Origin of the sequence: Duganella sp. Leaf61 (assembly GCF_001421905.1) — a bacterium.
GTDB lineage: Bacteria > Pseudomonadota > Gammaproteobacteria > Burkholderiales > Burkholderiaceae_D > Rugamonas > Rugamonas zoogloeoides.
The window spans coordinates 266,721-280,836 of sequence record NZ_LMLM01000029.1 but is presented as its reverse complement, the minus strand read 5'-3'; the positions used below and the strand labels follow the sequence as shown (position 1 = coordinate 280,836).

Annotated in this window: 10 protein-coding genes; 7 read left to right on the top strand and 3 right to left on the bottom strand. The window is 66.8% G+C overall.

The window, feature by feature from the left end; genetic code table 11:
- The first annotated feature begins 3 nt into the window (after window positions 1–3).
- Genes ASF04_RS19305 through ASF04_RS19275 form a run of 7 tightly spaced genes read left to right on the top strand, consistent with a single transcriptional unit; the run spans window position 4 to window position 10,380 of the window.
- Window positions 4–1,263, top strand: coding sequence for a TIGR03087 family PEP-CTERM/XrtA system glycosyltransferase (locus ASF04_RS19305; RefSeq protein ID WP_082488870.1), 1,260 nt, complete (start codon window positions 4–6; stop codon window positions 1,261–1,263).
- Complete coding sequence (gene xrtA / locus ASF04_RS19300; RefSeq protein ID WP_082488869.1) at window positions 1,221–2,846, top strand: exosortase A; 1,626 nt, start codon at window positions 1,221–1,223, stop codon at window positions 2,844–2,846. Before ASF04_RS19305 ends, xrtA begins: the two co-directional genes overlap by 43 nt.
- Window positions 2,827–4,017 (top strand): TIGR03088 family PEP-CTERM/XrtA system glycosyltransferase, encoded by a 1,191-nt coding sequence (locus ASF04_RS19295; RefSeq protein WP_056145336.1) that lies wholly within the window; start codon window positions 2,827–2,829, stop codon window positions 4,015–4,017. The genes xrtA and ASF04_RS19295 overlap by 20 nt, the downstream gene beginning before the upstream one ends.
- Window positions 4,018–4,019: 2 nt before the next feature.
- Complete coding sequence (locus ASF04_RS19290; protein WP_056145333.1) at window positions 4,020–5,957, top strand: XrtA/PEP-CTERM system amidotransferase; 1,938 nt, start codon at window positions 4,020–4,022, stop codon at window positions 5,955–5,957.
- Complete coding sequence (locus ASF04_RS19285) at window positions 5,954–7,162, top strand: TIGR04063 family PEP-CTERM/XrtA system glycosyltransferase (protein ID WP_056145331.1); 1,209 nt, start codon at window positions 5,954–5,956, stop codon at window positions 7,160–7,162. Before ASF04_RS19290 ends, ASF04_RS19285 begins: the two co-directional genes overlap by 4 nt.
- Entirely contained in the window at window positions 7,159–9,612 is a 2,454-nt protein-coding gene (locus ASF04_RS26965; RefSeq protein ID WP_082488868.1) for a glycosyltransferase, read from the top strand. Before ASF04_RS19285 ends, ASF04_RS26965 begins: the two co-directional genes overlap by 4 nt.
- 9 nt (window positions 9,613–9,621) lie before the next feature.
- Window positions 9,622–10,380, top strand: a complete 759-nt coding sequence (locus ASF04_RS19275; RefSeq protein ID WP_056145329.1) for a class I SAM-dependent methyltransferase — start codon at window positions 9,622–9,624, stop codon at window positions 10,378–10,380.
- Here ASF04_RS19275 and ASF04_RS19270 read toward each other — a convergent pair.
- The 3 genes from ASF04_RS19270 to ASF04_RS19260 are packed head-to-tail and all read right to left on the bottom strand — an operon-like array spanning window position 10,358 to window position 14,110.
- Window positions 10,358–11,554 (bottom strand): hypothetical protein, encoded by a 1,197-nt coding sequence (locus ASF04_RS19270; RefSeq protein ID WP_056145326.1) that lies wholly within the window; start codon window positions 11,552–11,554, stop codon window positions 10,358–10,360. The genes ASF04_RS19275 and ASF04_RS19270 overlap by 23 nt on opposite strands.
- Before the next feature lie 2 nt (window positions 11,555–11,556).
- Window positions 11,557–13,044, bottom strand: coding sequence for an MBOAT family protein (locus ASF04_RS19265; protein WP_056145322.1), 1,488 nt, complete (start codon window positions 13,042–13,044; stop codon window positions 11,557–11,559).
- Window positions 13,034–14,110 carry a glycosyltransferase family 4 protein gene (locus tag ASF04_RS19260; protein WP_164474779.1) on the bottom strand — a complete coding sequence of 359 codons (1,077 nt, stop codon included), beginning with the start codon at window positions 14,108–14,110 and terminating at the stop codon, window positions 13,034–13,036. Before ASF04_RS19260 ends, ASF04_RS19265 begins: the two co-directional genes overlap by 11 nt.
- Between the last annotated feature and the right edge of the window lie 6 nt (window positions 14,111–14,116).

Sequence of the window (14,116 nt, the reverse complement as noted above, 5' to 3'; positions counted from 1 at the left end):
GCCATGCGCGATGTCCTGTTCCTCACCCACCGCATTCCATACCCGCTCAACAAGGGGGAGAAGATCCGTGCCTATCACGTGCTGCGCTACCTGCAAGCGCGTGGCCGGGTCCATCTGGGCACCTTTATCGACCATCCCGACGACGAACGCCACGCCGGCATGCTCGCTGCCGGCTGCGCCAGCTCGTGCATGATCAGGATCGCGCCCCGGCTGGCCAGGCTGCGCAGCCTGGCGGGATTGTTCACCGGCCAGGCCCTCAGCGTGCGCTATTACCTGGACCAGGAGCTGCAACGCTGGGTGCGGCAAACGCTGAACGACCACGATATCGGCGCGGTGCTGGCTTATTCCGGACCGATGGCGCAGTACGTGCCGGCCACCAGCCCCCGGCCGCTGCTGCGGCTCATGGACCTGGTCGATGTCGACTCAGAAAAATGGCGCGCTTATGGCGAGGCCGCGCGCTGGCCGCTTGCCGGCATCTATCGCCGCGAGGCGCGCCGGCTGCTGGCCTGGGAACGCCAGGTGGCACAGCGCTGCGACCACACCTTGCTGGTGTCCGGCGCGGAAGCGGCGTTGTTGCGCCGCCTGGCGCCCGAGTCGGCGCACAAGATCGATTATTTCAACCTGGGCGTGGACAGCGATTTTTATTCACCCGCGCACCGGTTCGACACGCCTTACCCGGCAGGCATCAACCTGGTATTTACCGGCGCGCTTGACTACCAGCCCAATATCGAGGCCGTGGACTGGTTCGCGCGGCGTGTCCTGCCGCACCTGCAAAGCCGTCATCCCGGCCTGATGTTTCACATCGTCGGTCTGCGCCCGGTGGCCCGCGTGCTGGGACTGTGCCGGAACGCCGGCGTGGCCGTGCATGCAAACGTGCCCGATGTGCGGCCCTACCTGCACCATGCGACGCTGGCGGTGGCGCCGTTGTCGCTGGCGCGCGGCATGCAAACCAAGGTGCTGGAAGCGATGGCGATGCAGAAGGTGGTGGTCGTCACGCCACAAGCGTTCGAAGGCATCTCGGCCCACACGCAGCAGGAGTTGATGGTGGCTCCCGACGATGGCGCTTTCATCGAGTGCATCCTCGGCGCGCTGGCCGATCCCGGCACGATGGCGGTCATGGGCGCGCGCGCCCGCCAGCGGATATTGCTGGACTATCGCTGGGAGACCAGCTTGCAGCGCCTGGGGCGACTGCTGCAAAATCATCCATTGCAAGAGCGGACATGGCAAGCCGCGTCGGCGTGCGTTTTGCGGCCGACAACATGAACGCACCCTCGGCCCGCCGCCGCCTGGGTTTGCACCCGCCGGCGCCAACCGGCACACCGTCTGCCCATCGCGCGCTGGCCTGGTGCCTGGTGCTTGCGCTGGCGGCGCTGCTGGTGCTGTATTTTGCCAGCGTACGGTCGCTGTTCGACGTCTGGATCCGTTCAGCCACGTTTGCCCACGGCTTCATCATCGCGCCGATTGCCGCCTGGCTGGTATGGCGCCAGCGCGCGCACTGGCGCCATGTGCCCATCCGGCCCGCGCTGCTGGCGTTGCCGGTGCTGGCAGCCGTCGGCGCGGGTTGGCTGCTGGCCATGGTCGCCAGCGTGCAGGTAATGCACCAGTTCTGCCTGATACTGCTGGTGATCGGCAGCGTGGTGGCAATCGGCGGGGTGGCGCTGGGCCGCGCCCTGGCTTTTCCGCTCGCCTACCTGCTGCTGGCCGTGCCGTTCGGCGAAGTGTTCATTGCGCCGCTGATCGACTTCACCACCGCTTTTTGCGTGGTGACGCTTCAAGCGCTGGGGATACCGGTGTTCAGGGAGAATAACTACCTGACCTTGCCCACCGGGACCTGGTCGGTAGTGGAAGCGTGCAGCGGCTTGCGTTACCTGATCGCCTCGCTGGCGATGGGCGCGGTGTACGCATACCTGACCTACCGCAGCACGTGGCGGCGGCTGGCATTCATCGCCGTGTCGCTGGTGGCGCCGGTGCTTGCCAACGGCATACGAGCGGCGCTGATCATTCTTCTCGGTCACTACAGCGACATGAGCCTGGCGCTGGGGGTTGACCATCTGATTTATGGCTGGGTGTTCTTCGGGCTGGTGACCCTGCTGCTGTTCTGGTGGGGTGCTCGCTGGCGTCAGCCAGAGGCGCCCGTGCCTGCCGCGCCATCTGCACCCAGGCCATCGGCATCGCCGCGCCGCCTGGCTGCGATGACCGCTGCCGTGGTGACGCTTTGCGCGATCTGGCCGGCCATCGAGCGCCTGGTGGCAGCGCGCGATACCGCCCCAGCCACCGACGTCATGGCCGGCCGCCCATTTCACCTGTCCGCGCCACCGACGCCGTGGACCGCCACGCCCATGGCGCCCACCGACTGGCATGCGCTGCACCGCGGCCTGCCACGGCGCTGGTCGGCCAACTATCACGATGGATCGGGCGCCACCGTGTCGCTGCAACTGACCTGGTACCAGCACCAGCGCCGCCGCGACGAACTGCTTTCGCCAGTGCGGCGCATGGTCGTTCCAGGCCTGCCGCGCTGGCTCGAGACGCCAGCCGGCCGACGCGACATCATTGTGGGCGGGCGGCGCATCACGGTGCAGCAAACCATCGAACAATCGGCCAACGTCAAGCTGCTGGTGTGGCGCTGGTATCGCCAGCAAGATCTGGAAACGGCCAGCCCGGTGATGCTCAAGCTGGTCATCGCCAAAAACCGGCTGCTGGGCGGCGACGATAGCGCCGCCGAAATCATCGTCGCCAGCAGCTACGACGACGAACCGGCACCAGCCGAACGCGCCATGACTGCCTTGCTGGACGCGCTGCTGCCCGCCATCGAACAGGGACTGCACCATGTCGCCGCCCCTCGATAACACGCACAACGCGGCCGCGCCGCTGATCGTGCACCTGGTGCACCGGCTCGACGTCGGCGGCCTGGAAAACGGCCTGGTCAACCTGATCAACCACTTGCCGGTGGAGCGTTACCGCCACGCCATCATCTGCCTGACCGACCACAGCGAATTTCGGCGCCGCATCCGCCGTCCCGGCGTGGAAATCATCGCCATCAACAAGCGCGAAGGCAAGGACTGGGGCCACTACCTGCGCCTGTTCCATGCGCTCAAGCGTTTGCAGCCGGCGCTGGTCCACAGCCGTAACCTGGCCAGCATGGAAGGCCAGTTGCTGGCGGCGGCAGCCGGCGTGCGCTGGCGGGTGCACGGCGAGCATGGCCGCGACTTCGATGACCTGGACGGCAGCAAACCCCGCTACCGCCTGTTGCGCCGGGCGCTCAAGCCGCTGATTGGCCAATTCATCGCTGTCAGCCGCGACCTGGAAGCCTGGCTGGTGGACGCCATTGGCGCGCGGCCGCAACTGGTCACGCACATCGGCAACGGTGTGGACAGCATGCTGTTCCACCCCAGGTTGGGGCCGCGCGCGGCAATCGGGCCGGCGGGATTCATCAGCGAACAGTGTTTTGTCATCGGCAGCGTGGGTCGCATGGCCGAGGTCAAGGACTATCCGACGCTGGCCCGCGCCTTCCTGCTGCTGACCGAAGACGACGATGCAGCGCGCGAACAACTGCGGCTGGTGATCGCCGGCGACGGCCCGGGCCGCGAGCAATGCATGGACCTGCTGTGCGACGCCGGCCTGGCGCGCCAGTCCTGGCTGCCGGGCGCGCGCGAAGACGTCGCCGCGCTGATGCGCGCCTTCGACGTGTTCGCGCTGCCGTCGCTGGCGGAAGGTACCTCGAACACCATCCTGGAAGCGATGGCCAGCGGCTTGCCAGTGGTGGCCACTGCCGTTGGCGGCACGCCCGAGCTGGTGCAAAGCGGCTGGACCGGCACCCTGGCCCCGCCCGGCGATCCGGTGCGGCTGGCGCGCGCCATCGATCCTTATTACCGCATTCCCGGCCTGGCCGCCCACCACGGCGCCTGCGGGCGCCGCCGCGTGCTGGAACATTACAGCATGGGCGCCATGGCCGCGGCCTACCTCGCGGTCTACGACCGCCTTATCCAACCTCAAACTCAAGCGCCGACGAAAGGATAGCCATGTGTGCGATTGCCGGAATTTTCGACCTGTACCGCCACGCCGAGATCGACACCGAACTGCTGCGGCACATGACCGACATCCAGCGCCACCGCGGCCCGGACGGGCGCGGCGTGCACCACGAACCGGGGCTGGGCCTGGGCCACCGGCGCCTGGCGATCATCGACCTGGCCGGTGGCCAGCAGCCGTTGTTCAACGAAAACCACACGGTGGCCGTGGTGTTCAACGGCGAGATCTATAACTTCGCGGTGCTCAAGCGCACGCTGGAGCAGTATGGCCATATCTTTCGCACCCATTGCGATACCGAGGTGATCGTCCACGCCTGGGAGCAATGGGGCGAAGCCTGCGTCGGACATTTTCGCGGCATGTTCGCGTTTGCCATATGGGACCGCAAGCAGCAGTGCGTGTTCCTGGCGCGCGACCGCCTCGGCGTCAAGCCGTTGCACTATGCGTGCCTGGCCGATGGCCAGGTGGTGTTCGCCTCCGAGATGAAAGCGCTGCTGCTGCATGCCGGCCTTCGGCGCGAACTCGATCCGCTGGCGATCGAAGAGTATTTCGCCTACGGCTACGTGGCGGAGCCGCGCACCATCTTCCGCCAGATCCGCAAGCTCGAATCCGGCCACACCCTGCTGCTGCGCAAGGGCTTCGAACCGCCGGCGCCCCGGCGCTACTGGGATGTGCCGTTCCGCGTGCATCCGGTCGCCACCGATGCCAATTACGCGGTGCACTGCGAAGAAGAATTAATGGCGCGGCTGCGCGAGGCGGTACATATCCGCATGGTGGCCGAGGTGCCGCTCGGAGCTTTCCTGTCCGGGGGCGTCGATTCCAGCGCCGTGGTGGCGATGATGGCGCAACTGTCGTCGCAGCCGGTCAACACCTGTTCGATCGCCTTCGACGACGCCCGCTTCGATGAGTCGCGCTACGCTCACCTGGTGGCGCAGCGCTACCAGACCCGCCACCACTGCCAGACCGTGCGCCAGCACGATGTCGACCTGGTGGACCAACTGGCCGGCCTGTACGACGAACCGTTCGCCGACAGTTCCGCGCTTCCCACCTACCGCGTGTGCCAGCTGGCGCGCCAGCGGGTAACGGTGGCGCTGTCGGGCGACGGCGGCGACGAAAACCTGGCCGGCTACCGCCGCTATCGCGGCCACCTGCGCGAGGAGCGCTGGCGGTCGATGCTGCCGCTGGGATTGCGCCAGCCGCTGTTCGGCACCCTGGGTCGGCTGTACCCCAAGGCCGACTGGGCCCCGCGTCCGTTACGCGCCAAGACCACCCTGCAGGCGCTGGCGCGCGACAGCGTGGAAGCCTATTTCCACACGGTGGCGATCATGAACGACACCCAGCGCCAACGCCTGTTCAGCCCTGCGCTGCACAACGCGCTGGCCGGTTATCACGCGGTCGAGGTCATGCGCCGGCATGCGGCCGAAAGCCCGGCGCAGGATGCGCTGTCGATGGTGCAGTACCTCGACCTGAAAACCTACCTGCCAGGCGACATTCTGACCAAGGTCGATCGCGCCAGCATGGCGCACGGACTCGAAGTGCGCTCGCCGCTGCTCGACCACCAGCTGGTGGAATGGTTGTCGGGACTGCCGCCGGCGTTCAAGCTGCACGGCGACAGCGGCAAGCATTTGTTCAAGCGCGCACTGGGGCCGTACCTGCCGCACGATGTGCTGTACCGCCGCAAGATGGGCTTTTCGGTACCGCTGGCCGACTGGATGCGCGGCCCGCTGCGCGCGCGCTTGCAGGCAAGTCTGGACAGTCCGCTACTGGCCGATTGCGGCTGGTTCGACCGCGCCGGCGTGCGCGAGCTGCTGGCTCGGCACCTGTCGGGCCGCAGCGACCACAGCGCGCCATTATGGTCGCTGATGATGTTCGAATCGTTCCTGCGCCAGACGGCAGCTGCGCCCTCCAGCGGCCGGCAAAGGCAGGCGGCATGAGCTGGCGTATCCTTCACATCCTCGACCATTCACTGCCGCTCCATAGCGGCTACACGTTCCGCACCGCAGCCATTTTGCGGCACCAGCGCGCGCGGGGCTGGCACACCAGCCAGTTGACGAGCGCCCGCCAGGGTGGCAGCGGCGGCGAGCACCTGGTGGACGGCTGCAACTTCTATCGCACCCGGGAGCTTGCCACCTGGTGGACGCGACTGCCGGTCCTGCGCCAGGTGGGCCTGGTAGTGGGACTGTCCCGGCGCCTGCGGCAGGTGGTGCAAAGGGAACGGCCCGACGTGCTGCACGCCCATTCGCCCGGGCTCAATGCGCTGGCCGCGCTGCGCGTCGGCCGGGCGCTGGGAATCCCGGTGGTGTACGAGATCCGCGCCTTCTGGGAAGACGCGGCCGCCGACCATGGCACCAGCCCCGCCGGCAACTTGCGCTACCGCCTCACGCGCGCGCTCGACAACTACCTGCTGCGGCGCGTCGATGCGGTCACCACCATCTGCGAGGGCCTGCGTGCGGACCTGGTCGCGCGCGGCGTGCCGGCCGCCAGGGTAACCGTAGTACCCAACGCGGTGGACCTCGAGCAGTTCGCTGCAGTGCCATCAGCAGCCGGCATGCTGGCACACCAGCTGGGACTGACGGGAAAACTGGTGATCGGCTTCATCGGTTCGTTCTACGCTTACGAGGGACTGGGGCTGCTGATCGAATCACTGCCGAAGATGCTGGCCAGCGTGCCGTCACTGCACCTGCTGCTGGTCGGCGGCGGCCCGCAAGAGGCGGCGCTGCGCGCACGCAGCGCACAACTCGGAATCGAACACCGCGTGACGTTTGCGGGCCGGGTCGAGCATGAACGGATCGCTGGCTACTATGCGCTGATCGACATCATGGTGTATCCGCGCCTGCCGATGCGGCTGACCAACCTGGTCACGCCCCTCAAGCCGCTGGAAGCGATGGCCCAGCACCGGCTGGTGGTGGCTTCCGACGTCGGCGGCCATCGCGAATTGATCGAGGATGGCAAAACCGGTCTGTTGTTCCGGGCCGGCGATGCCGACGCCCTGGCCGCCCAGGTGGTGCGCCTGCTGCGCCAGCCCGACACCTGGCCGATGATGCGCCTGCAGGCCCGCGCCTTTGTCGAGCAGCAGCGCAACTGGCCGGCCAGCGTGGCGCGTTATCGTGCGGTGTATCAGCAGTTGGCGCCACGATGACAGGCCGTCATCAAATACCGGGCTTTGCCGGCCTGCGCATTGCCCTGGTCGGGCCGCTGCCGCCCCCTTCCGGCGGCATCGCCAACCAGACCGTGCAACTGGCAGCGTTGCTGCGCGATGCCGGCGCCGAGGTGGAACTGGTGCAGGTGAACCCGCCGCACCCGCGCTGGGTGGCCAATCTGCGCGGCGTGCGCGCGCTGGTGCGACTGCCCTGCTACCTGTGGCGCCTGTGGCGCGCCGCCGGCCGCGCCCAACTGCTGCACGTGATGGCCCATTCCGGCTGGTCGTGGCACTTGTGCGCGGCGCCGGCGATCTGGATCGGTCGCCTGCGTGGCGCCGGTGTATTGGTCAACTATCGGGGCGGTGAGGCACACGCCTTTTTCGCCCGCCAGGCGGCGCTGGTCGTCCCCAGCTTGCAGCGCGCCGATGCACTGGTCGTGCCATCCGAGTTCCTGGCTGGCCTGTTCCGCCAGCGTGGCCTGGCAGCGGCCATCGTGCCCAACGTGGTGGATCTGGCCCGCTTCCACCCGGCCGGCGATTCTGACAAACCACGCGCCCACATTCTGGTTGCACGACACCTGGAAGCCGTGTACGACAACGCCAGCGCTTTGCGCGCGCTGGCGCTGCTGCTGCCCACCGTGCCGCACGCGCGCATGACGCTGTGCGGCGAAGGCCCGGAACTGGACCGCCTGCGTCAACTCGCCAGTGAGCTGGGCGTGGATCGCGCCGTGCGCTTTGCCGGCAGGAACGGCCACGAACAGATGGCGCACTTGTGCCGGCAGGCCGACCTGCTGCTCAATCCCAGCCTGGCCGACAATATGCCCAATTCGATCCTCGAAGCCTGGGCCAGCGGCGTGCCGGTGGTGAGCACGGGCGTGGGCGGCATACCGTACCTGGTGCATCATGGCGAAGACGGCTTGCTGGTGGCGCCGGGCGACAGCGCGGCGATGGCCGGCGCCATGGTGGCGCTGCTGACCGATGCCGGCAGCGCGCGCCGGCTGGCCGCCGCCGGTGCGACGCAGGCGCAACGCCACGCGTGGACGCAGGTGGCGCCGCTGCTGTCGGCGCAATATCGCCGAGTGCTCAAGCGGCCGCCATCGTCCGGTTACACCGGCTGGGTGGCGCGGCGCCTGTTTCCGTTGCAGGAATGGCTCAAGCGCCACGACAGCCACCGGTTGCTGCAAGAACTCGAACATTCGCAATGGTGGCTGGCGGAAGACCTCGAAGCGTTGCAGCTGCGCCGCTTGCAGGGCTTGCTGCGCCACGCGGGAGAACACTCGCCGTACTATCGCCGGGTGTTCGCGGAACACGGCTTCGATCCCGACAAGGTGCAGCATCGGCGCGACCTGCACTGCCTGCCGATCCTGCGCAAGGCCGACATCAACGACCATCGCAAAGATTTTTGCACCCGCGACAGCGGCACCCTGCAAAGCATGACCACCGGCGGTTCAAGCGGCGAGCCGCTGATTTTCCATGTCGGCAAAGCGCGGGTGAGTCACGACGTTGCGGCCAAGTGGCGCGCCACGCGCTGGTGGGGTGTCGATATCGGCGACCGCGAAGCGGTGATGTGGGGCTCGCCCATCGAACTGAAAGCGCAAGACTATTGGCGCGCTTGGCGCGACCGGCTGCTGCGCACCCATCTGCTGCCGGCATTCGACTTGTCGCCCGCACGGCTCGACACGTATCTCGCCAGTTTGCGCCGGCAGCGGCCGGCGATGTTGTTCGGCTATCCCTCGGTGATGTGCCTGCTGGCGCGCCATGCACGCCAGCGGCGGGTGCGGCTCGACGATCTCGGCATCAAGGTGGTGTTCGCGACGGCGGAGCGCCTGTACGAAGAACAGCGTGCGCAGCTGGCTGACGCTTTCGGTGCGCCGGTCGCCAATGGCTACGGCGGGCGCGACGCCGGCTTCCTGGCGCACGAGTGCCCGGAAGGCGGACTGCATATTTCGGCCGAAGACATCATCATCGAGATCGTCGATCAGCAGGGGCAACCGGTGCCGGACGGCGACAGCGGTGCGATCGTCGTCACCCACCTGGCCAGCGCCGATTTCCCGTTCATCCGTTACGCTACCGGCGACATCGGTGCGCTCGATACCCGGACGTGCGCTTGTGGGCGCGGCCTGCCGCTCCTCAAAAGCATCGACGGCCGAACCACCGATTTCGTGGTGGCCCGCGACGGCACCGTGATGCACGGCCTGGCGCTGATCTACATCCTGCGCGACCTGGCGCAGATCCGCGCCTTCAAGATCATCCAGGAAAGCGTGGTCCGTACGCGCATCCTGGTGGTGGCCACGCCGCAGTTACCGCTGTCACTCAAGCAGGATATCGCCGCCAAGTTCCATGCCCGGCTGGGCGCCGGAGTCAAGATCGTGATCGAACCGGTGACTGCAATTCCGGCCGAGGCGTCGGGCAAGCACCGCTACGTGGTCAGCCACGTGGCGCAACAATAAAGGATTGCCATGTTCATGATCGTCTGCTTCACGACCCTGGCGCTACCGTTGCTGCTGCCGTTCTACCTGCTGCACAAGCTGCGCCGGGTGCACTTGCTGCTGCACGACGTGCGTGACGATGTACGCGGCGGCCATGATAGTCTGTTTCGCCAATTGGAGGCTTTGCAGGGCCTGTACGTGGAATTGCAGCTCGAGCACAGCCTGCCGGCCACGCGGGGCTGGGCCGGTTCGCCGGACTTCCTGCTGGAGGTGGCGCGCCAAGTGCGCTCGGCCCGACCACGGGTGGTCGTCGAATGCAGCAGCGGTGCATCGACCGTGGTGATCGCGCGCATCCTGCAGCGCAACGGTAGCGGCAAACTCTATAGCCTCGAGCATGACGCTGATTATGCGCGCCTCACCCGTGTACAGTTGCTGCGCCACGGCCTGCAAGACTGGGCCACGGTGCTCGACGCACCGCTGGTGGCGCAGCCGCTGGGAGCTGACAACTGGCCATGGTACGACCTGGCAGTCCTGCCGAAGGATATCGCCATCGACTTGCTGGTGATCGACGGCCCACCCCAGGCCACGCATGCGCTGGCGCGCTATCCGGCCGCGCCGCTGCTGTTTCCACGCCTGGCGCCAGGCGCGATGGTGTTGCTCGACGACGCCAACCGGCCGGACGAGCAGGCGGCGCTGCGGCGTTGGGCTGCGGAGTTTCCGGCCTTGGTGCAGTCGTCGCGGCCGTGCGAAAAAGGCTGCGCCGTGCTTATCGCGCCGCAGATGCCTTGACCAGGTCTAGCACCATCCTCGCTTGCAGTGCATGCTCTGCATGATAGCGTTCCAGCCCGGCGCGCTGCCTGGCCTGGTGCAGCGCCACCGTCTGCGGCGCCAGTTCTACGCCGAAGTCCGGGTACGCTGCCACTTCGCCTTCCAGCAGGCGCGCCAAAATCAGGGCCCCGACGTTGGTGCGGTAGTGCGAGGTTTCCCAGTACCAGGTCATGGTCTCGGGCCCGCCCGCATGCGGTAACGGCTCCATGGTGATGCTGTTAAAACCCGAAAAATCGACAATCCGGGCGTCACAACCACTATCGCGGTAGCGCTGGAACATGTCGGCCAACTGGCGCTGCCATTGTTCCACGGCTGGCCATTTGCCGTTGCGATATAGCGCGTCGGCCATCATCGCGTGGGTGGGGTTGATGTACGCACGCACCTGCACCCCCGCCCGGCACGCATGCCCGACAACCTTGTCAAACTCGGCCAGTGCATCGCTGGTCGGTCCCGGTCCCCGGATGAATTCACGTATTCGGGGTATAACCGCGCGGCGCGTGCCGCCCCAGCCATCGATGCGGTCGCGCACGCACACGGCGTCGCGCTGGCCGTACAAGGCCAGACTGGAATGGCACACGGCGCCGAAGGTGCCGCGCTGCAGGCGTATCGAATCTAACGTCATGTCGGCGGTCACCGCGCGTTTGAGGTCGATCAGCTTGCGGCGCCACAGGTACCAGCGATCGGTGGCGACCACTGCGCGATCAAACTCGGTGTTGCCCACGTCCAGCGTGAAGGTTGGCGCGTCGATGCCCCATATCACGGTCGCCGGCGGGCCCACTTGCAGCGCATGCGACACCATTGCCAGCGAGTCGCCGAGCGAGGCGCCGGCCAGGCCGCCGTTGAAGACGGTGCGGCCGGTCAGCGGTGTAGCGACCGTGGGTACGCCCAGTTCGGTGCGCGAATTGCCCGCATAGAGCACCTGCGGCCGGTAGCGCGCCAGCGCATAGGTCTTGCCCCACGCAGCCAGCTTTTCACGCCCGGGCCGCAACTGCTGTACCTGGGGCGTATCCCACTGGTGGATCAGGTAGGGATCGACCTGGTAGTTGAACGCAGCCACCGCCGCGATCACGCCGGCCGAGGTGAGGCCGAACAGCGCCAGGTAACGGCGCCAGTGGGCAGCGGAATAGTTGGCCATGGTCAGAACTGGAAGTAGAGGAATTCGCTGACGCGGTTCATGCTGAACGCGCAACCGAGGAACAACGCTGCCAGCCCGAGGCTCCAGGCGCGGTTTGGCCGCCAGTGCCAACGGCCGGCGGAACCGGCAAACCGCTCCAGGGCCGGCCCGTAGCGGCGGAAAATCTGCTGGGTATTTGGTGCATACCAGGCTACCACGCAGGCAACAACCAGGGTCGGCACGCCGATGCCGCTGAAATCGATCCAGCGGATCCCTGAAAACGTCACATCGATGGACTGCACACCGCCGCCATATGCCGCCAGCCCGCGCGGCAGCGCGATGCCATTGGCGCCGAACATGGCGCCAATGATGTCGGCGGCGGTGGCCAGGTCCGGCGCGCGAAACACCACCCAGGCCAGCATTACCGCCAGAAACGTCAGTGCCCGCCCCCACCAGCGCGGCGCCTGTGCACCAGTCCACGATCGCCAGCCGAGGTGCAGCACCAGAAACAGCCCGTGTAATCCGCCCCATACGACGAAGGTCCAGCCGGCGCCGTGCCACAGGCCGCCGAGCAGCATGGTCGCCATCAGATTGCGGTAGCGGCGTAGCAGGCCGGCGCGGTTGCCACCCAACGGCACGTACAGATAGTCGCGCAGAAAGCGCGACAAGGTCATGTGCCAGCGGCGCCAGAATTCGGCGATGTCGCGAGCCTGGTAAGGCGAATGGAAATTGAGCGGCAGCCGCACGCCGAACAGGCGCGACAAACCGATTGCCATGTCCGAGTAGCCGGAAAAATCGAAGTACAGCTGCATGGTGTAAGCCAGCGCCCCGATCCACGCCTCGACCAGTTGCGGCGCAGCGCCCGGCGCGAACACGGGCCCCACCAGCACCGACAGCGGATCGGCCAATAACACCTTCTTGGCCAGGCCGATGACGAAGATGGACGTCCCCACGGCGAAATCGGCGGCATTGGGCCGGCAGCGGCTGGCGAATTGCGGCATCATTTCCTTGTGATGCAGGACCGGACCGGCGATCAGGTGCGGGAAATAGCTGACGAACAGCGTGTAATGCACGAACCGGTATTCGCCAGCCAGCCCGCGATAGCAATCGACCAGGAAGGCGACCTGGGTAAAGGTAAAGAACGAGATACCGATGGGCAGGATGATCTGCCAGCCCTGCAGATGGCCGCCGCTCACCGCGTTGACGCTGTCGATAAAAAAATTGGCATATTTATAGTGCGCCAGCAGTGCCAGGTTGGTCGCCAGTGCACCGATCAGCCACTGCTTGCGGCGCGCCTGCGCCGCAAGGATGCGCAAGCCGCACCAGTAGTTGAAGACAATGGACGCCAGCAGCAACGGCAGGTAGCGGCTGTCCCAGTAGCCATAGAAAAACAGCGACATCAGCGCCAGCCAGCCGACGATCCACTGCGGCCGCCAGCGCGCCAGCAGCAGGTAGCCGGCCAGCACCACCGGCAGGTACAGGAACAGGAAGCTGAACGAATTAAACAGCACGGCGCTCTGCCGGCAAGGCGGGCGAATTTTCGCTCACCTCTGCGAGCAGCCCGGCGTAACAATCGGCCAATTGCTGCGCCACCCGCCGCCAGGTGAATTGCTCGACCAGCGCGCTCACCGCCGCCCGCTCCGGTGGGCAGTTGATGAAGCCATCGAGCGCCGCGCGCCAGGCCGGCATGTCGTCGGCACGCAGCTGGCGCAGGGCGAAGCCGCTGTCCGGCAACTGGAGCGCGCTGGCGCGCGTCATCACCGCCGGGGTACCGGCGGCCAGCGCTTCAAGCACCACCAGCGGAAACACCTCGCCCTGGCTGGGCAACGCCAAAGCGGCAGCAGCGGCGTAGGCGCTGGCCAGCAGCGGGTTGTCATGCGCCAGCGCGCCGAGCCAGTGCACGTTGGGACAGTCCAGCAATTGCCGCAGGTAGTCGCGGTGCTGCGGCTGGGCGCAGCCGGCCAGCACCACGTTGATACTCGCACTGCCCAACGCCTGGGCCAGCGCCAGCTGGTTCTTGTATGGAGAGATGGCGCCCGCCATCAGCACGAACGGTCCGCCGATACCCGTGTGGCGGAAGAACAAGCTGGAATCGGCCTCGAAGAAGCGCCGGTCCACGCCGTTGGGCAGCACCCGGATCTTGTGCGGATCGGTGCGAAACGCTGCGACGATGGCGGTACGCTCGGCGGTGCCGAGCGCGATCACCCGTTGCGCCAGTTGCAAGGCGCGCTTGGTCTGGGCGTAGCTGGTTTGAACATTCCAGGCGGTGAGGCGACCGGCCAGGCGGTCCGCAAACCGGGCGCAGGCACCGCTCGATCGGTCCCAGGCCGGTGGCAGCAAGGCAGAAAGCACCACCGGCACCCCCATCTCCGCCGCTGTCTCGACGATGCGGTAGTTGCCATTGATGGCGGAGAACACGTGAATCACGTCGTACTCGTCGAGCCGGTGCCGGTGCGGGTCCACCAGTTCCGCTTGCACGCCGGCTTGCACCAGGGCGTCGAGCGTGGCGCGCAACTGCACCTGCAAACCGCCTTCGCGCTGGAACAACATGGGATACGACAGCAGACCGACACGCATAATCAT